This is a genomic window from Salinarchaeum laminariae, assembly GCF_023204835.1.
Lineage (GTDB): Archaea > Halobacteriota > Halobacteria > Halobacteriales > Salinarchaeaceae > Salinarchaeum > Salinarchaeum laminariae.
Window position 1 is genome coordinate 2,110,969 of the sequence record NZ_CP096270.1, and the last position, 25,686, is coordinate 2,136,654.

At 65.0% G+C, this 25,686-nt stretch carries 26 protein-coding genes; 9 read left to right on the forward strand and 17 right to left on the reverse strand.

Going from position 1 to position 25,686, the window contains the following annotated elements; all coding sequences use genetic code 11:
• Positions 1–21 precede the first annotated feature (21 nt).
• Positions 22–477: a cupredoxin domain-containing protein gene (locus MXF70_RS09860; RefSeq protein ID WP_248515467.1), complete on the forward strand. Its 456-nt coding sequence runs from the start codon at positions 22–24 to the stop codon at positions 475–477.
• Positions 478–718: 241 nt separating this feature from the next.
• Here the strand turns inward: MXF70_RS09860 and MXF70_RS09865 are convergent, their stop codons facing one another.
• Complete coding sequence (locus MXF70_RS09865) at positions 719–1,582, reverse strand: 2-oxoacid:ferredoxin oxidoreductase subunit beta (protein ID WP_248515468.1); 864 nt, start codon at positions 1,580–1,582, stop codon at positions 719–721.
• Positions 1,579–3,342 carry a 2-oxoacid:acceptor oxidoreductase subunit alpha gene (locus MXF70_RS09870; protein WP_248515469.1) on the reverse strand — a complete coding sequence of 588 codons (1,764 nt, stop codon included), beginning with the start codon at positions 3,340–3,342 and terminating at the stop codon, positions 1,579–1,581. The genes MXF70_RS09865 and MXF70_RS09870 overlap by 4 nt, the downstream gene beginning before the upstream one ends.
• A gap of 346 nt (positions 3,343–3,688) precedes the next feature.
• On the opposite strand from MXF70_RS09870, the gene MXF70_RS09875 reads away from it, so the two are divergent.
• A complete protein-coding gene (locus tag MXF70_RS09875; protein ID WP_248515470.1) occupies positions 3,689–4,363 on the forward strand; it encodes an FAD-binding oxidoreductase in 675 nt (224 codons plus the stop codon).
• Positions 4,364–4,429: 66 nt separating this feature from the next.
• Here MXF70_RS09875 and mce read toward each other — a convergent pair whose 3' ends face one another.
• Positions 4,430–4,813 (reverse strand): methylmalonyl-CoA epimerase, encoded by a 384-nt coding sequence (gene mce, locus MXF70_RS09880; protein WP_248515471.1) that lies wholly within the window; start codon positions 4,811–4,813, stop codon positions 4,430–4,432.
• A 213-nt stretch (positions 4,814–5,026) separates the two neighbouring features.
• Here mce and MXF70_RS09885 point away from each other — a divergent pair, with 213 nt between their 5' ends.
• The 5 genes from MXF70_RS09885 to MXF70_RS09905 all read left to right on the forward strand — a co-directional run bounded on the left by MXF70_RS09885 (position 5,027) and on the right by MXF70_RS09905 (position 8,842).
• Positions 5,027–5,614: an LURP-one-related/scramblase family protein gene (locus MXF70_RS09885; RefSeq protein ID WP_248515472.1), complete on the forward strand. Its 588-nt coding sequence runs from the start codon at positions 5,027–5,029 to the stop codon at positions 5,612–5,614.
• Between the two features lie 118 nt (positions 5,615–5,732).
• The gene (locus MXF70_RS09890; protein ID WP_248515473.1) at positions 5,733–6,899 is read left to right on the forward strand and encodes a thiolase family protein; all 1,167 of its coding nucleotides are present in this window, start codon (positions 5,733–5,735) and stop codon (positions 6,897–6,899) included.
• A complete protein-coding gene (locus MXF70_RS09895) occupies positions 6,896–7,330 on the forward strand; it encodes a nucleic acid-binding protein (RefSeq protein WP_248515474.1) in 435 nt (144 codons plus the stop codon). The genes MXF70_RS09890 and MXF70_RS09895 overlap by 4 nt, the downstream gene beginning before the upstream one ends.
• Positions 7,331–7,436: 106 nt before the next feature.
• Entirely contained in the window at positions 7,437–7,616 is a 180-nt protein-coding gene (locus tag MXF70_RS09900) for a hypothetical protein (RefSeq protein ID WP_248515475.1), read from the forward strand.
• An 86-nt stretch (positions 7,617–7,702) separates the two neighbouring features.
• Positions 7,703–8,842: an acyl-CoA dehydrogenase family protein gene (locus MXF70_RS09905; RefSeq protein ID WP_248515476.1), complete on the forward strand. Its 1,140-nt coding sequence runs from the start codon at positions 7,703–7,705 to the stop codon at positions 8,840–8,842.
• Between the two features lie 320 nt (positions 8,843–9,162).
• Here MXF70_RS09905 and MXF70_RS09910 read toward each other — a convergent pair whose 3' ends face one another.
• From MXF70_RS09910 to MXF70_RS09950, 9 genes are all read right to left on the reverse strand, one after another.
• The gene (locus MXF70_RS09910; RefSeq protein ID WP_248515477.1) at positions 9,163–10,629 is read right to left on the reverse strand and encodes a zinc ribbon domain-containing protein; all 1,467 of its coding nucleotides are present in this window, start codon (positions 10,627–10,629) and stop codon (positions 9,163–9,165) included.
• Positions 10,626–11,801, reverse strand: coding sequence for a thiolase domain-containing protein (locus MXF70_RS09915; RefSeq protein ID WP_248515478.1), 1,176 nt, complete (start codon positions 11,799–11,801; stop codon positions 10,626–10,628). Before MXF70_RS09915 ends, MXF70_RS09910 begins: the two co-directional genes overlap by 4 nt.
• A gap of 111 nt (positions 11,802–11,912) precedes the next feature.
• Positions 11,913–12,632: an ABC transporter ATP-binding protein gene (locus MXF70_RS09920; RefSeq protein ID WP_248515479.1), complete on the reverse strand. Its 720-nt coding sequence runs from the start codon at positions 12,630–12,632 to the stop codon at positions 11,913–11,915.
• 1 nt (position 12,633) lies between these two features.
• The gene (locus MXF70_RS09925) at positions 12,634–13,392 is read right to left on the reverse strand and encodes an ABC transporter ATP-binding protein (RefSeq protein WP_248515480.1); all 759 of its coding nucleotides are present in this window, start codon (positions 13,390–13,392) and stop codon (positions 12,634–12,636) included.
• Positions 13,389–14,516: a branched-chain amino acid ABC transporter permease gene (locus MXF70_RS09930; RefSeq protein WP_248515481.1), complete on the reverse strand. Its 1,128-nt coding sequence runs from the start codon at positions 14,514–14,516 to the stop codon at positions 13,389–13,391. Before MXF70_RS09930 ends, MXF70_RS09925 begins: the two co-directional genes overlap by 4 nt.
• On the reverse strand, positions 14,509–15,420 hold the full coding sequence (locus MXF70_RS09935; protein WP_248515482.1) for a branched-chain amino acid ABC transporter permease: 912 nt from the start codon (positions 15,418–15,420) through the stop codon (positions 14,509–14,511). The genes MXF70_RS09930 and MXF70_RS09935 overlap by 8 nt, the downstream gene beginning before the upstream one ends.
• 6 nt (positions 15,421–15,426) lie before the next feature.
• Positions 15,427–16,674, reverse strand: a complete 1,248-nt coding sequence (locus MXF70_RS09940) for an ABC transporter substrate-binding protein (RefSeq protein ID WP_248515483.1) — start codon at positions 16,672–16,674, stop codon at positions 15,427–15,429.
• Between the two features lie 383 nt (positions 16,675–17,057).
• Positions 17,058–17,501: a MaoC/PaaZ C-terminal domain-containing protein gene (locus MXF70_RS09945; protein ID WP_248515484.1), complete on the reverse strand. Its 444-nt coding sequence runs from the start codon at positions 17,499–17,501 to the stop codon at positions 17,058–17,060.
• On the reverse strand, positions 17,498–17,935 hold the full coding sequence (locus MXF70_RS09950) for a PaaI family thioesterase (protein ID WP_248515485.1): 438 nt from the start codon (positions 17,933–17,935) through the stop codon (positions 17,498–17,500). The genes MXF70_RS09945 and MXF70_RS09950 overlap by 4 nt, the downstream gene beginning before the upstream one ends.
• 177 nt (positions 17,936–18,112) lie before the next feature.
• On the opposite strand from MXF70_RS09950, the gene MXF70_RS09955 reads away from it, so the two are divergent.
• The gene (locus tag MXF70_RS09955) at positions 18,113–18,895 is read left to right on the forward strand and encodes an SDR family NAD(P)-dependent oxidoreductase (protein ID WP_248515486.1); all 783 of its coding nucleotides are present in this window, start codon (positions 18,113–18,115) and stop codon (positions 18,893–18,895) included.
• A 41-nt stretch (positions 18,896–18,936) separates the two neighbouring features.
• On the opposite strand, the gene MXF70_RS09960 is transcribed toward MXF70_RS09955, so the two are convergent.
• On the reverse strand, positions 18,937–19,632 hold the full coding sequence (locus MXF70_RS09960) for an HAD family hydrolase (RefSeq protein ID WP_248515487.1): 696 nt from the start codon (positions 19,630–19,632) through the stop codon (positions 18,937–18,939).
• A gap of 181 nt (positions 19,633–19,813) precedes the next feature.
• On the opposite strand from MXF70_RS09960, the gene MXF70_RS09965 reads away from it, so the two are divergent.
• Positions 19,814–21,031 (forward strand): acyl-CoA dehydrogenase family protein, encoded by a 1,218-nt coding sequence (locus MXF70_RS09965; RefSeq protein WP_248515488.1) that lies wholly within the window; start codon positions 19,814–19,816, stop codon positions 21,029–21,031.
• A 12-nt stretch (positions 21,032–21,043) separates the two neighbouring features.
• On the opposite strand, the gene MXF70_RS09970 is transcribed toward MXF70_RS09965, so the two are convergent.
• The 4 genes from MXF70_RS09970 to MXF70_RS09985 all read right to left on the reverse strand — a co-directional run bounded on the left by MXF70_RS09970 (position 21,044) and on the right by MXF70_RS09985 (position 25,533).
• Positions 21,044–23,008 carry a 3-hydroxyacyl-CoA dehydrogenase/enoyl-CoA hydratase family protein gene (locus MXF70_RS09970; RefSeq protein ID WP_259370347.1) on the reverse strand — a complete coding sequence of 655 codons (1,965 nt, stop codon included), beginning with the start codon at positions 23,006–23,008 and terminating at the stop codon, positions 21,044–21,046.
• A 90-nt stretch (positions 23,009–23,098) separates the two neighbouring features.
• Positions 23,099–23,542 (reverse strand): MaoC family dehydratase, encoded by a 444-nt coding sequence (locus MXF70_RS09975; protein ID WP_248515489.1) that lies wholly within the window; start codon positions 23,540–23,542, stop codon positions 23,099–23,101.
• 52 nt (positions 23,543–23,594) lie between these two features.
• A complete protein-coding gene (locus MXF70_RS09980; RefSeq protein WP_248515490.1) occupies positions 23,595–24,671 on the reverse strand; it encodes a phosphotransferase family protein in 1,077 nt (358 codons plus the stop codon).
• Positions 24,672–24,738: 67 nt separating this feature from the next.
• The gene (locus MXF70_RS09985; protein WP_248515491.1) at positions 24,739–25,533 is read right to left on the reverse strand and encodes an enoyl-CoA hydratase/isomerase family protein; all 795 of its coding nucleotides are present in this window, start codon (positions 25,531–25,533) and stop codon (positions 24,739–24,741) included.
• Positions 25,534–25,686: the final 153 nt, after the last annotated feature.

The following is a 25,686-nucleotide window of genomic DNA, read 5'->3' on the forward strand; positions in this document are numbered from 1 at the left end:
CCAGCCAGCCTCTACTCCATCATGGTACGAGCTACGCACACGCGACGCGAACTGATCGGCCGACTCGGCGCTGGAAGCGTGGCCGCCATCGGGGTTGCCGTCGCCGGCTGTATGGGCGGTGACGATGGCGGCGGGGGTGGCGACGGCAACACCGTAACCATGGGCACGCGGGAGTTCCAGCCGAGCAGCCTCACGGTGGAGACTGGGGCGACGGTGACCTGGGAGAACGACAGCACCGTCGGCCACACCGTCACTGCGTACGACGACGGTATCCCCGAAGGAGCGGCCTACTTCGCATCCGGTGGCTTCGATTCGGAGGAGGACGCACGAAACGGGTTCACCTCCGGCGGCCTGATCGAGAGCGACCAGTCCTTCGAGCACACCTTCGAGACCGCCGGCACGTACGAGTACTTCTGCATCCCCCACGAGGGCCAGGGGATGACAGGTACGATTACGGTCGAGTCGTCGTCCGAGTAGTAAGGTAGACTGCGCTATCGGTTCTTCCTGTAGGGTACCGCAATGGTGTGGTGCAGAGCGGTGGCCGAGCGGTTGCGGTCAGCGGCGGCAGTAATAGTGCAGGAAGAGTGAGCAAATGCGGCGCCGTAGCTGCGCCGTGGCGGTGCTGATGCGGAGCTGCGCGGCGGCTGGCGCGGCTTTTTCATGAACGTTTTTGCGCCGAGCGGTCGCGCCCCGCGCGACCGCGACGGCGGAAAAAGGTTCAGTAGAACTCCCGAACGAGATCCATCGCGCCGTCGGGTGCACCGTCGGGGATCTCGGCCATGTTCTCGGTAACGCCGTGGAGTTCGTTGAACGGAACGGAGTCGTCGTCCTGATAGATGACGCCCATGTGCTCGGTCTCGCCGTCCATGATGACCTCCTTGGCCTGCTGTTCGTCGGAGGGGTCGTGGTCGGTCTCGGCGAGGTCCACGAGCGAGTCGCGGAAGTAGTCGTAGGTGTCGACGTCGTTGAACGTCACGCACGGCGAAAAGACGTTCACGAAGCCGAAGCCGTCGTGTTCGATCGCTTCCTGGACGATCTCGGCGTGGCGCTGTGCGTCCGAGGAGAAGGACTGAGCGATGAACGTCGCGCCCGCTGCGTGAGCGAGTGCGAGGGGGTTGACCGGCGGCTGCTTCGGGCCGTCCGGCGACGTCGAGGTTTCAAAGTCCTCGCGAGAGGTCGGGGAGGCCTGGCCTTTGGTCAGCCCGTAGATGCGGTTGTCCATGACGACGTAGGTCATGTCGACGTTCCGACGAACGGCGTGGACGAAGTGGCCCGCACCGATCGAGTAACCGTCGCCGTCGCCGCCAGCGACCATGACCTCGAGATCGGGGTTAGCGATCTTGACGCCACAGCCTACGGGCAGCGCGCGGCCGTGGACGCCGTGGAGCGCGTAACTGTGCATGTACGTCCCGATCTTGCCCGAACAGCCGATGCCGGCGACGACGAACGTGTTGTCCGGGTCGTTGCCCGTGTTCGCCAGCGCCTTCATCATGCCGTTCATCGTCCCGAAGTCACCGCAGCCGGGACACCAGGTGGGCTGCTTGTCGGATTTGAAGTCTGTAAAGCGGACGTCGGAGCTCATGCTGTCACCTCGTCTGCCGCGGCCGACCCGTCCACGACGTCGCGGATCGCGTCGGCCAGCTCGTCGGCGTCGAACCGGACGCCGTCGAACTTCGTGACGCGCTGGACTCGTTCCAGTACGTCGTGTTCGATCAGGTCAGCGAACTGCCCCTGGGCGTTACACTCGACGACGACCGTTCGCTCGGCGGCTTCAATCTCCTCGCTGAGGTCCGGCCGCGGGAAGATGTAGGGAACCGACAGGAACCGAACGTCGGTGCCCTCGCTCTGGAGTGCGTCCATCGCTTCGACGATGGCGCCCTCGTTCGAGCCCCAGGAGATCACGAGCGTATCAGCGTCGGGATCTCCGTAATCGCGGTAGGACCAGTCCTCCTCCTGCTTGGCCGTCTCGACCTTGCGCTGGCGTTTCTCGACCTGATCGATTCGCTCGTCGGTGTCTTCGGTCCGGCGCCCGAGTTCGTCGTGTTCGAGGCCGGTAGACATGTGCGCGCCGCCGTCGGTACCGGGGAACGCACGCGGACTGACGCCGTCGGCGGCGTCGTAGTGTGGTTGGAAGCGGTCCTGTTCGTCGAGATAATGGTCGATGGAGTCATCATCGACCACCTTTCCGCGGTCGATCTCGACGGCGTCCATGTCGAACTCTTCGGGCGCGAACGTCTGCTCGGTAACCGCCATCGAGAGGTCGGCGACGAGGTAGACCGGCGTCTGGTACTGCTCGGCGAGATTGAACGCCTCGATCGTCTTGTGGAAACACTCCGAGATCGTGGTCGGGGCGATCACGAACCGCGGGATCTCGCCGTGGCCACCGTAGAGCAGTGAGTTGAGGTCTCCCTGCTCCTGCTTGGTCGGCATCCCCGTCGAGGGACCGGCTCGCATGACGTCACAGATGACGAGCGGAGTCTCCGAGGTTGCGACGAGCCCGAACGTCTCGGTCATCAGGTCGATCCCGGGGCCGGACGTCGCCGTCATCGAGCGAGCGCCAGCGCGAGCGGCGCCCAGCGCCATGTTGATCGCCGACAGCTCGTCCTCGGCCTGGACGACGTGGCCACCGAACTGGTCGATGCGGCCCGTCAGATACTCCATCACGTCCGTCGCGGGCGTGATCGGATAGCCGGCGTAGAACCGACAGCCGGCGGCGATGGCGCCCATGCCGATCGCCTCATCGCCGTTGAGGAGGACGTAGTCCGAGTCGGTCGTTTCGAGGGAGTAGTCGAACCCGTCGTACTCTTCCTCGACGTAGTCGGCGCCCTTGCGGGCTGCCGTCTTGTTGTTCTCGACGATCTTCTCGCCCTTGCCTCCGAAACGCTTCTCCAGGGCTTCGTCGAGCTTCTCGACGGGGAAGTCGACGATCGCACAGACGGCGCCAAGTGCGACCACGTTTCGCATGATCGCACCGCCCGCGTCCTCGGCGAGGGATTTGAGGGGTACGTCGACGCCAGTGATGTCGCCGGGAATCTCCGCCTCCCAGGATCGCTCGCCGTCGTAGACCACGACGCTGCCGTCGTGGAGTTCGTCGAGATTTTCGTCGATCGTCCGCTGTGTCAGTGCGACGAGCACGTCCAGCCGGTTCACGACGCTCTGGACTCGGTCCGTCGAGGAACGGATCTTGTAGGCGGTGTAGCCGCCCCGGATCCGAGACGCGAAGTCCTTGGAGGTGAACACGTGCCGGCCGGCCCGCGACTGGGCCTGGGCGAAGATCTTCCCGGTGGAGTCGATGCCGTCGCCGGCTTCGCCACCGATCGCCCAGTTCAGGTCCTCGGCCATTTGTGGGCGGGCGTAGCTATCGCCGGGAGAAAAGGCTTCTGAACGTGGAGTGGCTCGCTGGAGAGTCTTTCGGATCGGCAGTTCTCGTGCCCGGTGTCGTAGTATTTGCCCCAAACGACAAGGAGTATTTCGGCAGACGGCAGCTTCTATCTCTCTTTCGAGTACGATCAAAGGGTTCTATGCGGGGAAATAATCTCAAATTGGACGAACGTTTTACCGCGATCGGAGTACCTTTGGGTGGTCGTTGCACGCAATCCTCACTCGATGCGTGTGTTGATGGGCCGCGAGACGGTCCCGTTGGAGCCGGAAGCCAACCCTGAAGGGCGCGCTCGGACTACCTTCAACCATGGAAGCGACGGAAGTGACGGTACGCGACGTGACGAATGTCGGTGCGGACACGATCGCTATCACACTCGCCACACCGGAGACGTTCGACGCTGACCCGGGCGAGTTCGTCCTCGTCCGCGCGGCGATTGGCGGTTCTGACGGGGCCGGCGACACGTCGGACACGTCCGACGGTGGCGAGGAGATCGCCCGACACTACACGCTCTCCTCCCCGACCGTGGAGGACACCTTCGAAATCACGGTTGGGATCGACCCCGACGGCGATCTGACGCCGTGGCTCGCAGCGCTCGAATCCGGCGACGTACTCACCATCGAGGGACCTTTCGGCAACGTGACCTACGAGGGCGACGGCGACGTCGTCGTGCTCGCAGGCGGCCCGGGCGTCGGCCCGGCCGTCGGCATCGGCGAACGTGCCCGCGAGGCCGGCCACGACGCGTCGATCGTTTACCTCGACGAGTCTCCGGCCCACGAGGCACGCCTCTCCGCACTGGCTGACGGCGGTGCAAGCGTCTCGATCACTGGTGACGAATCGTCGTTCAGTTCGGCCGTTTCGTCGGTCGCGTCGGCTGGCCAGGTCTACGTCTTCGGCTTCGAGTCCTTCTGTGAGCTATCGCTGGAAGCGCTCGAGGCGGCGGGCGTCGATCCCGACGACGCGCTCGTCGAGAGCTTCGGATAATCGTTCTCGCAGTCCGTCGAGTCGGTTCTTTGTGTCGGTCCTGTGGGCAGGTTCATCTGGCTGGCCTCACTCAGCGACGAACTCCACCAGCACCCCGGCCGTGTCGCTCGGGTGGAGAAATGCCACGTCGTGTCCTGCGGCGCCAGGACGGGGTTCATCGTCGATCGGCTCGATCTCAAGCGAGCGAGCGTGCTCGAGGGCCTCCGCGATGTCATCCGTCGCGAATGCGAGATGGTGAATTCCGGGCCCCTGACGCTCGAGGAAGCTGGCGATCGGTCCGTCGTCGGTGGGCTCCAGTATTTCGAGCTGCCCGTTTCCGGCGTCGAGGAAGACGACTTCCATCCCATCGAGTGACTCCTCGTGGACGATCTCCAGTTCGAGAAGATCGGCGAACAGCGCCGCCGTCGCAGCGCCGTCCTCGGCGGCGATCCCAGCGTGGTGGAACTCCATACGCGCAACGTGGTTCGCCCATGCCGAGTGATTTGCGGTGGTCGATGAACGGGGGAGCGACTCGGCCGATGAAAATGCCTCCGTGCGACCGATACCGTCACTCTCCCGCGCAATCGTCGATGCCGACGCACGGGAATCCGACTCTACGAGGATGTTCCTCCCGTGGCTCGATATCAATAAATTTTACAGGCATCTCGACTACTCACAAACGAAATGAGCGCAGTCACCGACGACGTCGACGGCATTTCCGGTGTCGATCTTACCGACGACGAGTACGAGGTCGTTCAGTCGCTTGTTCGGAACAAGTACGAGGCACACGACTCAAACGGCGACCTCGTGTTCAAGGGCAAGCAGAAGATGTTCAAGATGAAGGAGGAGTTTCCATTCGTCGACGCCGACGGCGAGGAGCTGTTCTCCGTGAAGGCTGGGGGCATCCTCGACGTCGCTGGCGACTACACGCTCACGGACGAGCAGACCGGTGAGCCGGTCGTCGTCCTCGATCACAACTGGTCCTGGTTCAACGACCACTGGAAGATCCGCCACCCGAAGAACGAGGCGCTGATCGCCGAGATCGAGCTCCAGAGCCTGGCCGCTGAGCTCGCCCGTCGGTTCGTTCCGTACGGCGGATTCATCCCCCACAAGTACGAGATCACTGACGTCGACGGCGACCACGTCGGCGACATCGAGGGGCAGTTCAGCATGAAGGACCGCTACGACATCACGATCGACGACGCCAACGACGTCCCACGGGACGCCGTCGTCGCGGCTGCGATGGTCATCGACGCTATCGAAGGCAACTGATCCGGGTCCAACACCGCGTTTGTTTTTGGTATTTTAACGTCGGTCGGCGGCCACCGACTGATCCACGAGACGAGCGATTCCGGGTGAATATAAGGTGGATCCCGCCGACGTCCCGTGCATGGACGAACCGGTAGCCGTCGTCGGCGCGTCGATGACGAAGTTCGGCGAGCGCGACGCCTGGGTCCAGGAGCTCCTCGCAGAGGCTGGCAAGGAGTGTCTCGAGGACGCCGGCGTCGCGCCGAGCGACGTAGAGCACGTCTACGCTGCAAACATGGCCAGCGGCGAGTTCGAGGGCCAGGGCGGCATCATGAACGCCCTTGCACACGACCTCGATCTGCTGCCTGCCTACAGCCAGCGCGTCGACCAGACCTCCTCGTCTGGCGGCGCCGGGATCTACGCGGCGTGGCAATCCATCGCCTCGGGTGCCAGCGAGATGACGCTTCTCGTCGGCGGTGAGAAAATGACCCACAGGACGACCGGCGAGGCGACGGACGTTATCGCCTCGATCACGCATCCCGCGGAGTACAAACAGGGCGTCACGCTCCCGTCCTTCGCGGGCATGACCGCGCGGCACTACCTCGAAAAGTACGACGCGCCCCGTGAGAGTCTCGCGAAGGTCGCGGTGAAGAACCACAAAAATGGCGTCGAAAACCCCCACGCGCAGTTCCGGAAGGAGGTCGATCTCGAGACGGTCCTCGAGTCGCCGATCGTAGCTGATCCACTCCGGCTCTATGACTTCTGCCCGATCACGGACGGTTCGGCGGCACTGCTGCTCTGTCCGGAGTCCGTCGCGCAGGAGTACGCCGACGAGTACGCGATCATCTCGGGGGTCGCCGGCGCGACCGACACGCACGTCGTCCACGAGCGCGAGGATCCCACCACGATGGGCGGGGTCGTCGAGAGTAGCCAGGAGGCCTACGAGATGGCCGGGATCGGTCCAGATGACGTCGACGTCGCTGAACTCCACGACATGTTCACGATCCTCGAGTTCCTCCAGATGGAGGGCCTCGGCTTCGCCGACCCCGGCGAGGCCTGGAAGCACGTCGAAGAGGGCCGCACGGACCGCGACGGCGAGCTCCCGATCAACACCTCCGGCGGGCTGAAATCCAAGGGACACCCACTCGGTGCCAGCGGCGTCGCGCAGGGCGTCGAGATCTACGAGCAAGTGACCGGCGAGGCTGGCCCGCGGCAGGTCGATGCGGACGTCGGTCTGGCGTGTAACGTCGGTGGGTTCGGAAACTGCGTGATTACGACCATTCTCGAGTCCGGAGGTGAGGCAGCATGAGTGAGGACGATCGCACCCCGAAGACGACCGACGGCGGAACGGACGCACAGCCGCCCTTCGCCGCGACGCGCTACGAGAGCGGCGCGATCAGCTACCCCGGCCATCCCACTGGGCCGGAGGGCACCGAGCCGGCCGAGACAGTCGACCTCGCAGAGTACACGGCCGAGGTCGTCACCTGGACGACGAGTACCGCGACGCCGCCCGGCGTCCGCCAGCCGAACCACCTCGCGATCGTCGAGTTCGAGGTGCCCGACCCCTCCGGCGACGACGTCCATTCGGTCCGCGCCCTGGGGCAGCTGACCACAGACGGCGTCGAGACCGGCGACGAGGTCCGACCGGTCTACGTCGAGGAGCTGCGCGAACCCGGCGTCGGGATCAAGGACGAGGATAGCGCACAGGACTGGGACGGCTACCGGTTCGAACCGGTCTGACCGGATCCGGCGCTCCCGCTCGGGCTTTCTTCGATCTCTCTGATTGCGTTGGCATCTCTCACTCTCTTCGTTCGTCGTCGTTCTCCACGAACTGGGGCATGCGCTGATGCCGCTCGCGCTCGGCTACAGCGCGCTCCAGACGATCTTGACGCTGGCACCGTACCGCGGGCTGGTCGACCCCGCGACCGGCGAGGCGTTCACGTCGGACGGCCGGATCGCGCTGGAACTGCTCCTCGGCAGCAATCCGGTGCTTGACGGCGAGGACGACGTGTCGCTACGACACTGATCTGGCGTCCGCTGGCTCTTCTGATCGATCGTGACGGACTCGGGTGCCCACGAAGATACTTTGGTATTGGACAACGATCCACATGCATGGCGTTCACCCTGTCCGACGAGCACCGGGCCATCCGCACGGCCGTCCGCGAGTTCGGTGAGAACGAGATCGAACCCGTCGCGGCCGAACACGACCAGAACAAGACATACCCAGAAGCGATCCGTCGCAAGGCAGCGGAGTACGACTTCGTCGGCGCGAGCATTCCGACGGAGTACGGTGGTGCGGGAATGGACATGCTGGAGTCTGTCATCGTCACGGAGGAGCTCTGGCGTGCCGATCCCGGGATCGGTTCCGCCGTCGGAAGCGCGTCCTTCGGCACGAACATGCTCACCCGCTTTGGCGACGAGTGGATGAAGGAGGAGTGGCTCCCGAAGATCGCTGCCGGCGAGACGGCCTCTGCGTCAGCGATCTCCGAGCCCGCCCACGGCTCCGACGTCGCCGGGATGGAGACGACCGCGGAGAAAGACGGCGACGAGTGGGTCATCGACGGCAACAAGATGTGGATCACGAACGGCACCGTCGCGGGCGTGGCGGTCGTCATGGCCAAGACGACCCCCGACGCGGGCCACGAGGGGATCACCGCATTCCTGGTGCCGACGGATCTCGAGGGGTTCTCCGCGGAGAAGATCGACAACAAGCTCGGTATCCGTGCCTCCGATCTCGCGGAGCTCATCTTCGACGGCGTCCGCGTCCCCGAGGAGAACGTGATCGGTGAAGTGGACGAGGGGTTCTACCAGCTCATGGAGTTCTTCGCGGTCGGCCGGACGGGCGTCGCCGCGCAGGCTGTCGGCTGCGCCGAGGGCGCCCTGGACGCCGCGATCGAGTACGCCAACGAGCGCGAGCAGTTCGGCCGGAAGATCAAGGAGTTCCAGGCGATCGAGCACAAGCTCGCCGACATGGCGACCCGGGTCGAGGCCGCGCGGTCGCTCACCTACCGCGCCGCCAGTCAGATCGAGGAGGGGAACCAGGACGTCGCAGCGAAGTTCTCCAGCATGGCGAAGCTTTTCGCGAGCGACGTCGCCGTCGACGTCGCCGACGAGGGCGTTCAGGTCCACGGTGGCTCCGGGTTCGTCACCGACTATCCGGCAGAGCGGTACTACCGCGACGCCCGCATCACGAAGATCTACGAGGGGACCTCCGAAATCCAGAAGAACATCATCTCGGATCAGATTCTCTAGACTGGTCTCCGCCGTCTTTCGATCGCACCGGCGGGTCCACATCGGAGATCCCAGGCCGTCACGACGCGGTGAGGCCCGAACAGTAACGCTCGTGCGCTGACTGGTTTCTGAACACGTGCTCGGTGGTTCGGGTTCTCCAGGCGGACGACGAGGAGCTGCTCGAGTTGCTTGGGACGATCCTCGAGCGCGGACCCGGGAAGTCCGAGGCGCTCAGAATCGTGAACGCTTCGGACTCTCTCGGGAGGCTGCGGGGCGTCGACCGTGTGGTCGGTGACCAGACGATGAGGGGTCGACTGGCTCGACTTCCAAAAGCGTCCGAGCTAGTCCCCGGAGAGTCGGAACTTCGTGCCGTAACGGGTCACGCCCTCCTGCGTGTAGATGCGGCGGATAGTGGCCATGACGCCATCGCCGATCTCGACGGCATCGTCGCCGACCGTGATCACCTGTGCCGGCATCGATGCGGTTTCCGTCTCGTCTGCAGCCGGACCGTCGAGCTCGACGATCGCGCTGACGTAGGGGCCGCTCCGAGCCTGCTCCTCGGTGAACTCCGGCGGTGCACCGCCCTGGCCGATTTCGGTCACCGCCTGCACGGTCCCCGTCCCTGGCAGCTCGACGGTGTCGTACTCGTCGAGCGTCCCGCAGCGGGGACACGCACCCGAGGGTGGGAACCCGAGTGCCCCGCACTCCTCGCAGCGCCCCGCGACCAGTCGGTGGCGCTGCGGGATCGTGCGCGTCCAGCTTGGGACGCTGACGTACGCGCCACCTCCCTCGGGCTCACCCGTGGTAATCTCGCCGCGGATGCGGAGATACTCGGCGTAACTCAGCTCCTGATCGCCGTTCAGAGCGGTCCGAACGGGCACGTCTTCGCCGTCGATCAGAAGCGCCGTCGCGCCCGCGCCGGAGCCGAAGCCGATCACGACCACGTTCTGATTGCCGTCTGCGAGGGCGCTTGCGAGTCCGAGGAGCGGGCTGGCGGCTCCGGTGTCACCGAGATCGTGAACAGTCGTTCCTGTCCGGATGGCGTCGGTATCGACCCCGATCGCCCCTGCAGCGCGGTAGGGGAGCTTCCCGTTCGGCGATTGAACTGCAACAGCGTCGACGTCGGAGCGGTCGCTCCCGAGCTCGACGTCGAGTGCCTCTGCCGCTGCACCGACGGTCTCGCGGAATGCGTCGCGATCGTACTCTGTGATCCCGAGTCCAGTGGTCTCGGCCGAGCCTCGCTGCCGGAATCTCGTCCCGGGACGAGGGCTGACGCGTTCTGCGCGATCGACGACTGCGCCGGGACCGGCCGGTCCGATCACGAGTGCCGCAGCACCGGCGCCCCCTGCGTGCTCGATTCGATCGTCCGGTGCCCCCCGCGGCGCGTCACTCGCGACGACGAGATACACCGATTCGGTCCCTGCAGTCCCTCGGCCGTCGTTCGACGCGGCGTCGAGCGCTGCGGCGAGTGCGTCGACGCCAGCCCGAGTGCTTCCAGTCTGCTGTCGCGTCTCGATGTCCGTCGGAAGCCCCAGCGTGCTCCCGAGCCGCGGAGTGAGCGCCTCCTCCTCGACGGACGGGGTCGTCGTCCCGAGGAAGAGTCCGTCGACCTCCCGTCCCTCCCGGCCGGCGGCGGCGAGTGCGCGGGTGCCAGCCTCGTAGGCCATGGTGAGTGCGTCCTCGTTTGCATCGGGGACGGACGTCTGTGAGATGCCGGCGGCCTGGAACTGGCCCCAGGCGTCGGCGACCGTCTCGGCATCGATCCGGTAGGCGGGTGCGTAGGCGCCGACGCCCTCGACCCCCGTCATCGAACCACCCCCTCCTGCTCGAAGACGTGGACGACTGCAGCGCCGCCGCTGCCACCGACGTTGTGTGCGAGCCCGAGCCGTGGGTCGTCGAGCTGTCGATCGCCCGCGCGGCCGGTGAGCTGTTCGAAGAGCTCCACGACCTGCCCGACGCCCGTCGCGCCGATCGGGTGGCCTTTCGACTTGAGTCCGCCGGACGTGTTGACCGGGAGTTCGCCGTCGGGGTCGGTGACGCCCTCGCGGAGCAGCGTGGCCGCCTCGCCTCTGTCGCAGAAGCCGAGATCCTCGTAGGCGAGTAGCTCCGCGATCGCAAAACAGTCGTGGACCTCGGCGACGTCGAGGTCGTCGGGTCCGACGTCGGCCCGATCGTAGGCAGTTTCTGCCGCGGTTTCGCTGGCGTCGATCGCCGTGTAGCGGTCACGCTGTGCCAGGCCAACGTGATCGCTGGCGGCACCCGCCCCGGCGATCCGAACGCGCTCGTCGGTGTACTCGTCGACGACGTCCCCGGCGGCGAGAAAGGCTACGGCAGCGCCGTCGGAGGTCGGACAGCAGTGATAGAGGTTCAGCGGCGCGGCGACCTCTGGAGCGTCGCGAGCGTCCTCCAGCGAGCACTCGAAGTCCAGGTGAGCCTTCGGATTCTTCGAGCCGTTGGTGTGGTTCTTCACTGCTACGTGCGCCAGATCGTCGGCCGATGCGTCGTAGGCGTCGAAATACGCGCTGGCCATCTGTGCGTAGACGCCCGAGAAGGTCGTTCCCGTGAGCCGCTCCCACTCCGTTTCGCCGCTGACGCCGAGCCAGTACTTCGTGGCGTCGGCAGAGGCGTCGGTCATCGCCTCGAAGCCCCCAGCGAGTACGACGTCGGCGTGGCCGCTCCGGATCGCCTGGATTCCCTGCCGGACGGCCGAACCGCCAGCTGCGCAGGCGTTCTCGATTCTGGAGCAGGGAACGCCGTGCAGTCCAACGTGCTCGGTCACCGCCGGTCCGGGCAGTCCGAGCTGGCGGCCGCCGACGCCGAGCGTGCCGACGACCGCCTCGTCGACGTCCGCCGGGTCGACGGGACGGTCGACGGCGTCGCGCGCTTCGGCGTAGGCCTCCGCGAACAGATCGCGATAGCTCCGCTCGGGGAACGCGCCGTAGGGCGTCTGTCCCGCACCGATCACGTAGACGTCGCGCATACCCGTGGGTGGGCGTCACAGTGCAAATAGGTTCGGCCGGGTGGTCGGCACCCGATCAGTGGAGCCGGTGCAGTCGCGGACAGCCGGCTGGGGTGAGGGATCCGGCCCGATTCAGTGGATCCCGATGTACGCGTCGCGGACGTACTCGTTGTCCCGGAACTCCGAGGCGGAGCCCTGGAGTTCGACCTCGCCGTTTTCCAGAAGCGAGAGACGATCGGCGTGACGGAGCGCGAACGTCGAGTTCTGCTCGGCGAGCAGGATCGTCAGCCCCTCGTCTCGGAGCCGCTCGATGGCCTCGCTGATGTCGTCGACGATGACCGGTGCGAGGCCGAGCGTGGGCTCGTCGAGCATCAGGAGCTTCGGATCACCCATGAGCGCACGGCCGATGGCGAGCATCTGTTGTTCCCCGCCACTCATCGTTTCTGCCTCCTGCTCCCGACGCTCGTCGAGTCGCGGGAACAGCTCGTAGACCTCTTCGAGATCATCGCGCACGGCGTCCCTGTCGTCGCGGGCCTGTGCGCCCATCAGGAGGTTCTCGTGGACGGAGAAGTACGGGAACAGGTCCCGTTTCTCCGTGCAGTAGATCAGCCCTTCTCTGACTGCTTGCTCCGGACCAATCTTGCTCAGATCGGTGCCGTCGAATGTGATCGACCCCTCGAAGGATTTGAATCCGGATATGGCGTCCAAGAGCGTCGTCTTCCCGGCCCCGTTCGGGCCGATCACTCCCACGATCTCGCCTTCGTCGACCGACAGCGAGACGTCGGAGAGTGCCTCCGTCTTGCCGTAGAAGACCTCTATGGCCTCGACGGACAGGAGTGGATCGTCTGCCATCTCAGATCCCTCCGTGTTCGCCGGCGAGATAGGCGTCCTGGACGTCCTGGTTCTCGACGATCTCTTCGGGTGGTCCCTCGGCGAGCTTCTGTCCGCTCGAGATCACGACGACTCTGTCGACGAGCTGCATCAGCCCGCGCATGTTGTGGTCGACGACGACCATCGAGATGCCGTCCTCGCGGAACTGCTCGATCTGTTCGGAGAGTGTTCGGATCTCCGCCTGGTTCATGCCCGCGAAGGGCTCGTCGAGCAGGAGCATGTCGGGATCAGTTGCGAGTGCCTTCGCGATCTCCAGCCGCCGCACGTCTGCGTGGGGCAGGGAGTCGGGCGTCTCCTCGATCTTGTCCTCCAGGCCAACACGTTCGGCGTGGTCGACGACGCCGGGGCCCCCGTCGCTCCTGCGAGCGAGCACCGCGTCCGGGAGCGCACAGGCGAGGAAGCTGTTCGGCAGCATGAACAGCTTGATGTTGCCGCCCACGGAGAGCAGGTTGATCGGGTTCGACTCCTGTGAGACCCGCGAGAGGCCGTGGTTGACGACCCCGTGGGTCTTCTCGCTCGTGACGTCCTCACCGTCGAACCGAATCTCTCCCTCGGAGGCGATGTACGTGCTCATGATGCAGTTGAACACCGTCGTCTTTCCAGATCCGTTCGGTCCGATCAGCCCGACGATCTCGCCCTCGTCGACGGAGAAGGAGAGGTCGTCGACGGCGACGAGCCCGCCGAAATGCTTGGTCAGGTGGTCGACTTCGAGGAGCGTCACTCCGAATCACCCCTGACGGCGCCGAGACCGTGCCAGATGACGCGGAACACGCCGTTGCGGGCAAACACGAGCACGCTCAGCACGAACAGCCAGAGGACCAGCGTTCGGAGCGACGAGTCCCCGATGACGTCTCTGAGGAACTCCTCCTCGAGGAAGAAGAACAGGAACGAGCCGAAGAGTGGACCGACGACCGATCCCATTCCGCCGATCACGGCGATCGCGATGATCTCGATGCTGTTCGAGATCTCGACGAAGCTCGTCGGATTGATCGCTCGTCCGTAGTAGACCAGCAGCGCACCCCCGATCCCCATCGGGATCGAGCTGAGGACGAACGACGAGATCTTGAACTTCGTCGGATCCAGACCGGCCGAGGAGACCGCTCGCTCGTTCTCTCGGATGGTCACCAGCACCATCCCGACGTTCGACCTCGATATGTAGATCAGCCCGAGTGCGACGAGGAGCATCGGGATCGCCATGTAGTAGTAGCGGACCCACGGCTCGTAGGTGAACGGGTCAACCTGGTGGATCCCAAGTTCGCCGTTCGTCCAGCCGCTGAACGCGAAGATGAGGTTCGTGAAGAGGAGCACTCCCACGAGCGTGATGAGCGAGAAGTACGGGCCGCGGAGCCTGAGCGACGGCACTGCGATCACCAGGCCGAGGACGAGCGAGGCCAGGACGGCCACCGGGATCGTCGTGGCGGGCCCCATCGAGGGATCGTAGTGCAGGATCAGCAGACCGATCGTGTAGCCAGCCGCGCCCGACAGGACGGAGTGGCCGAAGCTGATGTAGCCGGTGTAGCCGCTCTGAATGTCCCAGCTCATCGCGAAGATCGCCCAGATCGACGCCACCGCGAAGGTGATGTTCAGCGTCTCGCTGTAGAAGGGGCTCCAGAACGGAACCGTCGCGATCGCAGCGAAGCCAAGCGAGATAACGGCGAACTGCAGCCCGTTCATCTCTCCGAAGTGACCGCCGAGCGTCCGATTGTAGACGTTGGCGATCGGCTGGAGCGCTCGATCCAGCGGCGCGAGCAGCATGCAGAGAACGTTCCAGACCGGCAGTAGTGCCGAGCGGAGCGTTCCCTTCATCCGCCGCGTGACGCGGACGGACGGTGACTCACTACTCATGGTCGAACTCCCTCCCGAACAGTCCCTGCGGTAGCACGAACAGGACGATTACGAGCAACACGAGCGAGAGGATGCCCCGGAAGTTCTGGCCCAGGTACTCTCCCACTCCCGTTTGCAAGAAGCCGATCAGGTACGCGGCGACGATCGACCCTTTGATCGAGCCGATTCCACCGATCACGACGATGATGAACGCCAGCGAGAGCGGGTGCAACCACATGTTCGGCGTCGCGGAGGTCGAGGCCCCCAGGAAGACGCCCCCGATTCCAGCGAGGGCGCCAGCGACGAGCCAGGTCCGGGCCCGCACCGCGTGGACGTTCACGCCGGTGAGCTGTGCACCCCGCTCCGTCATCGACGTCGCGCGGATCGCTCGACCGCTGTCGGTCTTGGTCACGTAAACCCAGAGCAGTCCGATCGAGATCCAGGAGACGACGAATCCGACCACGTCGACGGTCAGGATCCCGTCGACCGGACCGATATCGATCGTGGATGGGAGCATACCGTCGGGAATGAGGGTGTACGTGTGCGTCGCCGACCCCGCGTAGTGCAGGACGACTTCGGTCGCAGCGAGTGCCACGACGATCGTCGCGAGGAAGGTGACGACCGGATTGTCCTCGACGAACTGTACGATCACGGCGTACAACAGATAGGAGAGGACGGCGACGATGACGACAGCCAACGGAAACGCGAGCAACGGGTGGAGTGTCATCGACTCGAATACTGGTACCGAAATCGTGTCTCGGGCCAGGAGCAAGTAGACGTACGCGCCGGCCATCAAGAGCGCTCCGTGAGCGAGATTGAGGACCCCGCCCACGCCGAAGATCATCGTGAAGCCGATCGCGATGAGCGCGTAGAGCGCACTTATCAGTGCTGCGTTGATCAGCACCGCTGGGAGTCCGCTGAGCATCTGAGTCTACCAGGTGGGTTCCATGTGCTCGGCGGTAGCGTGCTGTTCTGGGTAGACGCACTCGAGGGCGCCCTGTGGCTGCCACTGCGTGATCGGGAAGTTCGAGATGGTGCCCTCGTCGTCCCGCGTCTCCATGGCGTCGTGTGGGTACTCCGCGTCCTGGCCGTAGAGTTGGATCTGTCCGGCGACGCCGGTGTGATCCGTCTCCAGCATCGCCTCGACGATGCCGTCGAGATCGTTGGCGTAGTCCCAGGTGCCCCCGCGCTCGACCGCTTCCTTGTACACGTTGATCGCGTCGTACGTGTTGAACCCCATGTACATGGGGTGGCCGACTGGCGGGTCGCTGTCCGCGAACCGCTCGCGATAGGCCTCCACGAACGGAAGCGTTTCCTCCGTGATGTCGGTCGTCCCACCCCCGCCGGACTGGGAGGTGGTCTCGTAGGTCGCCGCGCCCTCGGTCAGTTGTGCGTAGGCCGGGTGCATGCCGGTCACGTGGATCCCCTCGATCCCGAAGGTGAGCTCGCGCTGGGCCCGCTCGACGAGAAACGGTGACGCGTTGATGTGTGCGAAGAAACGGATGACGGCGTCGGCATCGGACTCGACCACGTCGTTGATCACCGGGCTGAAGTCGTCGATGTTGATGTTCAGCGACTGGTTGAGGGCGAGATCGTACCCCTCTTCGTCCAGGGCTCCGGGCAACGTGTCCACGAACGGCTGGCACCACGCCGCGTCGTCTGCGAGGAGCGCGAACGAATCCCAGCCGTGGAGCTCGTTCAGGTGATTCACGTAGTTCACCATCGCCTCCGCCTGGAAGTTGGAGTTGATCGGTCCGGTTCGGAAGAAGTTCTTGTACTGGTCGTAATCGTCGCCGATGAACTCCGTCACCGTGCTCGGCGCAGCGGACCCGGTCACGATCAGCGGGACGCCCTCCTGGGCGACGAAGTCCATGATCGCCTGCGTCACCTCGCTGACGAACGTCCCGACCATGACGTCGACCTCCTCTTCGATGACGAGTCGCTCGGCTTCGGACTCGGCAGTGCCGGGATTTCCTTCCGTGTCGGCGTGGATGACGTCGACTTCCTCGTCCATGATGCCGCCGTTCTCAGAGATCTGGTCGACGGCCATGTTCGCCGTCCGTTTGGAGCCGACCCCGAGCGGGTTCTGGAGCGGTGCCAGATGTCCGATCGTGATCGGCCCCTCTGCGTCCCCTCCGCCCCCACCGCCGCCCGGTACGCAGCCGGCCAGTGTGGACATCCCCGCTGCTGCACCTGCTGCGGCGATGAATCGTCGTCGTCCGACGTACCTCGTCGAAGATGTACTACGGTCGTTCGTGGCTGGTTGGTCTGTCATAGGGTCACCCGATAGTGTGTCGAACAATTCTTCATGTTCATTGTTAATAAATATATGGGGATGTGTAACGTCCAACGTGGTAAACTTTAACACACTGGCTGGCTGTTGTTACTGGTTAGCAACCCGTCATATTCGGGGTTTGTGTCTCCTGGGGCTGAACAGTCGGCTCCAGTTGGCTGGCGAACCATCGGGAGGGACGCCTCTCCAGGCGGGTTGGGATACATCGATTCAGGTGACGGTGAAAACGGTCGATTCGGCGTCGATCGCGTCTCTACGTCCGATGTCGACTACCGTAGCAGCGACAGAAATTCGCAGGCGAGCACTGTCTCGTCGTGCTGATTCAGGACGGTGACGTCGTATCTGACGACGCCGGTCGCGACTGGGTGGTCGCGGGGTTCCTTCTCCACGACCTCGTGTTCGACGTGGATCGTGTCGCCGATAAAGCACGGCTGGACGAACCGGAGGTGATCGACGCCGTAGAACGCGACGACGTGCTCCCGAGCTTCGCCGTCCCTGCTCTGCCACAGCAACCCGGTCGCCACCGAAAACACGAGTGCGCCGTGGGCGATCCGCTCTCCGAAATCGGTGTCTGCCATCGTCTCGGCGTCCGTATGAAGGTGGTTGAAGTCGCCGCTGACGCCCGCGGAGTTGGTCACGTCGGCCTCGGTGATCGTCCGTCCGCCAGTGACGTGGGTGTCACCGAGTTCGATCTCGTGGAAGCCGCCGCTCACTGGTCGTCACCTCTGAAAAGGCGGTACGTGGTTCGTCCGACGGCGACGACGTCCTCGCCGTCGGGCGTCGGTGCAGTGACCTCCACGTCGGTGACGCCCATCGACCCACCTGCCCGGACGACGTTCGCGGTCGCCGTGAGATCGCCCGTCGCTGGGCGGAGGTAGGAAACCTCGAGGTTCGTCGTCGTGAGATCAGCTGCCATCGGATCCTCGAACGTGGTCCGCAGTGCGAACGCGCTCGCGGAGTCGATCAGCGTCGAGATGACGCCGCCGTGGATCGGCGACGTGTCCTGCCCGACGTTTCTGAGTTTCTCGTCGTCCGGGACGACCACCACGGCTCGACCCTCCTCGAGAGACTCGACTTGCAGATCGAGCCACGAGAGGAATCCGTGGTCGGCTACGACGTCAGCCGGGTCCCCGTCGGCAGTGCGCATGTAGCAAGCAGTTGGTCCCGCTGGTCTTAATTGCACGGGCCTCGGTACCTAGTGGCACGATTCGGCTGAATCCAGAAATGGAGCGAATTCGATCTACGAACTGCGCCGATGAGAGTTGTTCTTCCCCTACGCCTGGTTTTATGCCACCACGTGCCGACTCCCTCGGTAGCATTTCACATGACTGACGATGCCACTCAGCGGTTCGGAATCGACGGCAAGCGGGCGATCGTGACAGGTGCGTCCAGCGGTATCGGCAGGGCGATCGCCGAGCAGTTCGCGGCCGGCGGCGTTGACGTCGCGATCTGCTCGCGGGAGCAGGAGAACGTCGACCCCGTCGCGGCGGAGATTCAGGAGAGCGACCGGCCAGGCGAGGCACTCGCCGTGGAGTGCGACGTCACCGATCGCGATGCGGTTGACGCACTCGTCGAGGCGACCGTCGAGCGCTTCGGCGGGATCGACGTCCTCGTCAACAACGCCGGAGCGAGTTTCATGGCCGAGTTCGACGACATCAGCCCGAACGGCTGGAAGACGATCGTCGACATCAACCTCACCGGAACGTACCACTGCACGCACGCGGCCGCAGAGGCACTCGCAGATGGCGGCGGCAGCGTGATCAATCTCGCGAGCATCGCCGGCCAGGACGGCTCGCCGCTGATGAGTCCCTACGGGGCAGCCAAGGCCGGTGTGATCAACCTCACGTCCTCGCTGGCGGCCGAGTGGGCCGATCGGGACGTTCGCGTCAACTGCATCGCACCCGGTCTGGTCGCGACGCCCGGCGTGGCCTCACAGATGGGCATTACCGCCGACGAAGTCGAGCGCTCGGAGGTCGACCGCAACATCGGCACGAGCGCCGAGATAGCTGATCTCGCCCAGTTCCTCGCCAGTCCGGCCTCGTCGTACATGGTCGGCGAGACGGTCGGAATCTCGGGCGTCCCAAGAATCGAAGAGGGCGTCGTCTAAACCTCGAAATCGCGGCGATCGGAAACCAGTGAGACGCGCAATTAGTCCTCGAACCCGAATAGTGACGGGATCTTGCGGAGATCCTCGACCCGATAGTCGACCGCCGGTCCCTCCTCAGCCCCGTACGCGACGGTCGTCATGCCGAGTTCGGCACTGCCCGCGACGTCGTGGTCGTACCGGTCGCCGATCATCACAGCCCGCTCTGCGTCGACGTCTCCCTTCTCCAGTGCCGTCTCGAACATCGCGGGATCGGGTTTGGTTCGGCCCACTTCCTCGGAGGTCGTCACGGAATCGAACTGCTCTCGCACCCCGAAGGTCTGCAAGAGCCGCTTGCCTTCGGCGTCGTCCACGTCGCTGATCACGCCGAGGTGGATCGGTGCGTCCGCGAGGCGATCGATCGCCTCGACGGCCCCGGGATTTGTCCGGGCGTGGGTCTCGAGCGTGGCCCGGAACGCCGGCTGCCACCGGTCGGGATCGACCGGTTCCCCGAGGATTTCGTCGACGGCGAGCTGGTACGCGTCGCGCGCGGGCCGGAACTCGGTGCCATCGCGCTCCCGAAAATACTCGCCCACCGTCTCTCGCCAGCGTTCCAGCGCGGTTTCGGTCGTGTGGCTCGTTGAATGGTCCGTCACAAGCTCGTCGACGAACGCTCTGTGGGCTGCCCGTACCGAGTCGGCGTCCAAGATCACTCCGCCGATGTCCCAGAACACTGCCTCGACCGCGGGATCGTCGGTCACGTCTCGCCGTTTGCCGGTCAGTGAGGTGAATCTATCGCCGTCCGCAGAGCAAGACCGCTCGCTGGCAGATCGACCACCGCTTCAGCTCGCCGACGGGTTCCGGTCGACCCACTACAGTGCGGGTCTATCAGGAACGATGCGGACGAACGCTTTTCATCCCTCCGTGAGTCGGTAACACACAATGTTCTCATTCGACGACTCCGCGACGGCCGAGGAACTGGGCGAGCGTGCCGAGCGTCTCATGGACGAGGTCGTGCTCCCGATCGAACGCGAACTCTCCGGCGGGATGGGCGTCTCTGAATCTACCATCGACGAACTCCGGGAGGCCGCCCGCGAGTACGACGTCTACGCTCCACAGATCGCTGAGGAACACGGTGGTATGGGCTATGAGTTCCGGGACGTGCTCCCGGCGTTCGAGCAGGCCGGTCGGAGCATCCTCGGCCCGATGGCGATGCGCGTCGACGCGCCCGACGAGGGGAACATGCACCTCCTCGAGATGCAGGGCACGGAGCTCCAGAAGGAGGAGTATCTCGAACCCCTTGTCGCGGGCGAGATCGCGTCCGGGTTCTCGATGACCGAGCCGCTCCAGGGCGCGGGATCGGATCCGAAGATGATCAGGACGACCGCGGAGAAAGACGGCGACGAGTGGGTCATCGACGGCCACAAGTGGTGGACCACGCAGGGAATCGAGGCCGACATTCTGCTCGTTCTCGCCCGCACGGATCCCGACGCCCACCCCTACGCGGGCTGTTCGGTGTTCGTGGTCCCCGCCGACGCCGACGGCGTCGAAGTCGTTCGCGATATCCCGCACCTCGGCGGCCACTCTCTCGGCACTGGACACGCGGAGATCAAGTACGATCACGTCCGCGTTCCCGAAGAGCACCTCCTGGGCGAGGAGGGCGAGGGGTTCACGCACGTTCAGGAGCGCCTCGGCCCCGCACGGCTCACACACTGCATGCGCTTCTCGGGGATGGCCGAGCGAGCGCTCTCGATTACGCGTGCGTACATCTCCGAGCGGGAGGCATTCGGCAGTACTCTCGCGGAGAAACAACATGCTCGATTCGAAATCGCCGAGCGCGAGACGCAGATCCAGGCCGCGCGAGCGATGGTCCGCGCGGCCGCGGCCGCGATCTCGTCCGGGCGTGAGGCGCGGACGGAAGTGTCTGCGAGCAAGGTGTTCGCGGCGCGCGCTACGAGTCAGGCGATCGATACCGCCGTCCAGTTCTGTGGCGCAAACGGCATCGGCCGGGACCTGCCCCTCGCTGACTTTTATGAAAGCGTCAGGACGTTCCGAATCGTCGACGGCGCCGACGAGGTGCACCTGCGAACGATCGCTCGCGATCTGTTCGAGGACGTCGACGAGACGGAACTGGAGCCAGTGCTTCGCTACGGCGAGTGACCGTTCGGCGGGCTACTCTCCGGTGAACTCCGGCTCGCGATCCTCCGAGAACGCCGCAGTGCCCTCAGCCGCGTCGTCGGTCGTCAGCAGCAGTGCAAACGCCTGACTCTCGAGATCGAGCCCCGCGTCCAGATCCTGATCCCGCCCCTGGTTCATCACGCGTTTTGCCTTCCGGAGGGCAATCGGCGGCCCGCTTACGAGATCGGAGACGTACTCCTCGCAGACCTCGTCGAACGCTGCCGGCTCGACTGCGCGGTTGATGAGGCCCCAGTTCTCGGCGCGCTCGGCCGAGATGTGCTCGCCCCGGAACACCAGCTCCTTGGCGCGAGCGTCGCTCAGCATCCTGATCGCGCGCTGGGTTCCACCGCCACCGGGCAGCAGTCCGAGGTTGATCTCGGGGAAGCCGAACTCCGAGCCCTCCGTAGCGACTCGCAGGTCACAGGCCAGCGCGATCTCCAGGCCGCCGCCGAGACAGTATCCGTCGACCATCGCGAGCGTGGGTCGTGGGAACTCGGCGACGGTCTGGAACACTTTCGTCGGCTCGGACTCCTTCGCGGGTTCGATTCCCGCAAAGCCGCCGACGTCGGCACCGGCGCAGAACGCGCGATCGCCGGCCCCCTCGAACGTCACCGCGCGGACCCCTTCCTCGTCGATGGACGTCAGGAGATCCACGATTGCGAAGCTCATGTCGTCGCTCAGAGCGTTGAGGCGCTCGGGCCGGTCCAGCACGATCTCCAGCAGGCCGTCCTCGTCGAGCTCCCACTCGAGCGTCGTGTACTCACTCGGCCCGGAGCCGGTGTCGTACTCGTAGAACCCCTGGCCAGCTTCTTCGCCAGTGTGGCCCGCTTCGACGAGTTCGACGAGGTACGGCGCGGGCTCGTAGCGGTCGTCACCGTGGGTTTCGTGGAGTTCGCGGAGCTGCTCGAGGATGCGGTCGAGTCCGAGCGCGTCGCCGCGCTTGCAGGTGCCCTCCGGGAACCCGGCGCCGAGGCGCATCCCAGTGTCGACGGCCTCCGGCGTTGCGACGTCGTCGCCGACGAGCTTGGCAGCCTCGTTGACCATCATCGCCTCGACGCGGAACCAGTCGAAGTCGCCCGCGTCGTCGGGACCGTAATCCGCGCCGTCGCCGTCCTCGTACTCGTAGTAGCCCACACCGGTCTTGCGGCCGAACTCCTCGGCGTCGACCTTCTCCTGCATGATCGGCGGGATCGGAACGCCCGCCTCTGAGCGGACGTGGTAGCCGATGTCGATGCCGTTCATGTCGGCCAGTTCGAAGGGGCCCATCGGGTAGCCTCGCTCGTGGACCAGGGTGGCGTCCGCGCCACGGATGGTCGCCTCGTCGCGGGAGACCATCCACGCGGGCTCGCTCGAGAACGGCCCGAGTACCGAGTTGACGACGAACCCGTGGACGTCCTTCTTGACGCGAATCGGCGTCTTCTGTATCGACTCGACGAACTCGTAGCCGGCGTCGGCGGTGGCGTCGGTGGTCGCCTCGCCGTAGATGACTTCGACGAGATCCATCTTCACGGGCGGATTGAAGAAGTGGAGGCCGAGCACCTGTTCGGGCCGATCCGTCCCCTCGGCGATCTCCGTGATCGACAGCGAGGACGTGTTCGAGGCGAGGATCGCGTCGTCGGGCGCGGCGTCGTCGAGCTCTCCGAAGACGTCGTGCTTGATCTCCATCTGCTCGGGTGCGGCCTCGATGACGAGATCGGCGTTTTCGGCCGCCGTTGCGAGCTCGGTCGTCGTGTCGATGCGATCGAGGACGTCGGCTGGACCCTGCTCGATGAGTCCCTTCTCCGAGAGCTTCTGCAGCGACCACTCGATGTTCTCGTAGCCGTCCTGGACGAACTCCTCTTCGACGTCCCGCATCACGACTTCGTACCCCGCGAGCGCTACGACTTCCGCGATGCCGTGGCCCATGTTTCCCGCGCCGATGACGCCTACACGCTCGATCGAGCCACTGTCCACGACCATATGCCTCCCTCGGCATCCACCATTATCAAACGTTAAGGTTACTGCACCGCCTTGCCGCGGGCAGCGAGCGTCGGTCGCAGACTCGGTCCGTCACGCTTCGGGGTCCCGGCGCACGAAGACGTTGGATTTCCAGGAGAGTACGACCGTTCCGTCCGCCGTACTCGTCTCGACGGTCGATTTGACGAGGCCGCGCTCGGGGTCGCTCTCGAGAGGCCGCTTCTCCGTGACCTCCACGCGCACGCTGAGCTCGTCCCCAGGTCGCACCGGCTGGTGCCACCGCAGTTCGTCGACGCCTGGCGAGCCGAGATTCTCGCCTTCCCGGAACTGGTTTGCAACGAGCATGCGCATCGTCACGGCACAGGTGTGCCAGCCCGACGCGATCAGGCCCCCGTAGGGATACTCCGCGGCGGCCTCTGGGTCGACGTGGAACGGCTGTGGGTCGTACTTCTCCGCGAAGGCGATCATCTCCGCCTCGGTCATCTCGTAGCTCCCGAACTCGTCGACGTTCCCGACCTCGACGGTTTCGTACTTCATCGGTCCTCACCCACGGACTGCGCTCCCCAACCGAGTGCAGGCCAGGATCGCATCATAGTGGCTCTTCTCCCTCGATGATCCGAACGGCACGGTTGGCGAGTGCTGGCACGCGATCCTCCATCTTCGGGTACATCGGATTGTCCGAGTTCCCCTCGAGGTAGCGACGGTAGAACATCTCCCCGAGTCCAGCGAGCTTGTAGACTGCGAGCGTGCGATAGAATCGGTCGTGCTCCTCGGCGTACTCGAGCCCGGTCCGCTCCTCCCAGCGATCGACGAGCTCTCGCCGCGTCGGGTAGTCGGACTGTTCCATGAAGTCGGTCACGAGCTCGTCGATGACCGGTTCCGGGTCCTTGGCGTCGCGCCAGTAGGAGAGCATCCATCCGACGTCACAGCGCGGGTCGCCCCGCGTGGCCATCTCCCAGTCGAAGACGGCCACCAGCTCGACGGGTCGCTGCGGACCGAACATCACGTTGTCGAGCTTGTAATCGCCGTGGACGAGCGTGTGGGGATGGTCGGCCGGACAGTTGTCTTCGAGCCAGTTACCGACGCGACCGAGCTCCGGTACCTCGCGCTCCTCGGCGGTGACCTCGAACGCCCAGGCCAGTTGCTTCCCCCAGCGCTCGACCTGGCGCTGGGTGTACCCTTCGGGGTGACCGAACTCGTCGAGCCCGACTGCTGTTGTGTCGACGCCGTGGATATCTGCGAGCGTATCTACGAGCTGCGTTCCGACCCGATTGCGAGCCTCACCGTTCGCGAACGCGTCGGGCTCGCCGTCGCGCAGGACGCTCCCCTCGACGCGTTCCATGACGTAGAAGTCGCTCCCGATGATCGCGTGATCCTCGCTCGCCGTCACCGTCGGTGGCACAGGGACGGCTGTGTCCTGCAGCGCGTCGATGACGGTGTACTCTCTGAGCACCTCGTGAGCGGTGTCGGCGGTCGATCCGGGCGGTGGCCGGCGGAGGACGAGCTCCGCATCGCCCCAGTCGACGAACAGCGTCTCGTTGGAGTGGCCCTGCTCGTGTCGCTCGACCTCGTAGTGATCGGCGGGACCGAGTTCCGCCGCGAGGAAGGACTCGAGGGCGTCCAGGTCGACGAGGCGCTCGAAATACTCCTGGTGCCGGTCAGACATGAGGGAGCGTTCGCGGTCCCGGTAGGAAAGTGTGCGGGTCGGTAGCGTGGCTCCGTGGGGCCGTCGGCTATCGCCCCTCGAACTGGGGGTCGCGATCCTCGAGGAACGCGTCGACGCCTTCCTCGTGGTCGTGCGTGTCGAAGACGACTCCCTGTGCTGTCGACTCGTCTTCCAGCGCCCGCGGAAGCGACTTCTCCATACCATCCTGTAGGAGGCGTTTTGCGTGACGGAAGGCGACGGTCGGGCCGTTTGCGATCCGGCCAACCATTGCGGCGACCTCCTCGTCGAATGCCTCCGCGTCGTAAACGTGGTTGAACAGCCCCAGTTCCTCTCCCCTGTGGGCGTCGCAGATTTCGCCAGTGAACACGAGCTCCTTCGCAACGTTGACCCCGACCACTCTTGGAAGGAGATAGGACGTTCCGCCGTCTACGCTGAGCCCGACCTGATTGAACGTGAAGCCGATGCTGGCACCCTCACTGGCGAGGACGACGTCGCACGCGATCGCGAGGTTTGCTCCCGCACCCACTGCGGGGCCGTCGACCTTCGCGACCGTTGGCTTCGGGAACCGTACCAGTTTCACCATCGTCTCGCTCAGTCCGCGTTCGAGTTGCGCCGTGGATTCGTCCAGCGAGATGTCCGAGTCGAGGCGCTCTTTCATCCCCGTGATGTCACCCCCCGCCGAGAACGCGCGGCCCTTCCCCTCGAGCACCACGCAGCGGACGTCGTTGCGCGTTTCCAGCTCGTCGAGCCGGTCACGGAGCGCTTCGGAGATCGGTCCCGTGACGGGGTTCATCCGATCCGGGCGGTTCAGTGTCACCGTCGCGATTTCGTCCTCGACGTCGACCAATACGGCGTCGCTCATCGGTCTGCCTCCATCGTTTGTGACATACTGGCACGTCAGGTGGCGACCGAATAAATCTTCGCCAGCCCACGGCTCTCCCTCGACAGCTGGACGACAGCGACCGGAATCGGCGACTGGTTTGGTGAATCGACGACCGGCCGGGTGGATCGATAC

Coding starts and splice junctions, on each gene's coding strand:
- MXF70_RS09860 (WP_248515467.1), top strand. CDS start 22: ATGGTACGAGCTACGCACACGCGACGCGAACTGATCGGCCGACTCGGC.
- MXF70_RS09865 (WP_248515468.1), bottom strand. CDS start 1,582: ATGAGCTCCGACGTCCGCTTTACAGACTTCAAATCCGACAAGCAGCCC.
- MXF70_RS09870 (WP_248515469.1), bottom strand. CDS start 3,342: ATGGCCGAGGACCTGAACTGGGCGATCGGTGGCGAAGCCGGCGACGGC.
- MXF70_RS09875 (WP_248515470.1), top strand. CDS start 3,689: ATGGAAGCGACGGAAGTGACGGTACGCGACGTGACGAATGTCGGTGCG.
- mce (WP_248515471.1), bottom strand. CDS start 4,813: ATGGAGTTCCACCACGCTGGGATCGCCGCCGAGGACGGCGCTGCGACG.
- MXF70_RS09885 (WP_248515472.1), top strand. CDS start 5,027: ATGAGCGCAGTCACCGACGACGTCGACGGCATTTCCGGTGTCGATCTT.
- MXF70_RS09890 (WP_248515473.1), top strand. CDS start 5,733: ATGGACGAACCGGTAGCCGTCGTCGGCGCGTCGATGACGAAGTTCGGC.
- MXF70_RS09895 (WP_248515474.1), top strand. CDS start 6,896: ATGAGTGAGGACGATCGCACCCCGAAGACGACCGACGGCGGAACGGAC.
- MXF70_RS09900 (WP_248515475.1), top strand. CDS start 7,437: ATGCCGCTCGCGCTCGGCTACAGCGCGCTCCAGACGATCTTGACGCTG.
- MXF70_RS09905 (WP_248515476.1), top strand. CDS start 7,703: ATGGCGTTCACCCTGTCCGACGAGCACCGGGCCATCCGCACGGCCGTC.
- MXF70_RS09910 (WP_248515477.1), bottom strand. CDS start 10,629: ATGACGGGGGTCGAGGGCGTCGGCGCCTACGCACCCGCCTACCGGATC.
- MXF70_RS09915 (WP_248515478.1), bottom strand. CDS start 11,801: ATGCGCGACGTCTACGTGATCGGTGCGGGACAGACGCCCTACGGCGCG.
- MXF70_RS09920 (WP_248515479.1), bottom strand. CDS start 12,632: ATGGCAGACGATCCACTCCTGTCCGTCGAGGCCATAGAGGTCTTCTAC.
- MXF70_RS09930 (WP_248515481.1), bottom strand. CDS start 14,516: ATGAGTAGTGAGTCACCGTCCGTCCGCGTCACGCGGCGGATGAAGGGA.
- MXF70_RS09935 (WP_248515482.1), bottom strand. CDS start 15,420: ATGCTCAGCGGACTCCCAGCGGTGCTGATCAACGCAGCACTGATAAGT.
- MXF70_RS09940 (WP_248515483.1), bottom strand. CDS start 16,674: ATGTCCACACTGGCCGGCTGCGTACCGGGCGGCGGTGGGGGCGGAGGG.
- MXF70_RS09950 (WP_248515485.1), bottom strand. CDS start 17,935: ATGCGCACTGCCGACGGGGACCCGGCTGACGTCGTAGCCGACCACGGA.
- MXF70_RS09955 (WP_248515486.1), top strand. CDS start 18,113: ATGACTGACGATGCCACTCAGCGGTTCGGAATCGACGGCAAGCGGGCG.
- MXF70_RS09965 (WP_248515488.1), top strand. CDS start 19,814: ATGTTCTCATTCGACGACTCCGCGACGGCCGAGGAACTGGGCGAGCGT.
- MXF70_RS09970 (WP_259370347.1), bottom strand. CDS start 23,008: ATGGTCGTGGACAGTGGCTCGATCGAGCGTGTAGGCGTCATCGGCGCG.
- MXF70_RS09975 (WP_248515489.1), bottom strand. CDS start 23,542: ATGAAGTACGAAACCGTCGAGGTCGGGAACGTCGACGAGTTCGGGAGC.
- MXF70_RS09980 (WP_248515490.1), bottom strand. CDS start 24,671: ATGTCTGACCGGCACCAGGAGTATTTCGAGCGCCTCGTCGACCTGGAC.
- MXF70_RS09985 (WP_248515491.1), bottom strand. CDS start 25,533: ATGAGCGACGCCGTATTGGTCGACGTCGAGGACGAAATCGCGACGGTG.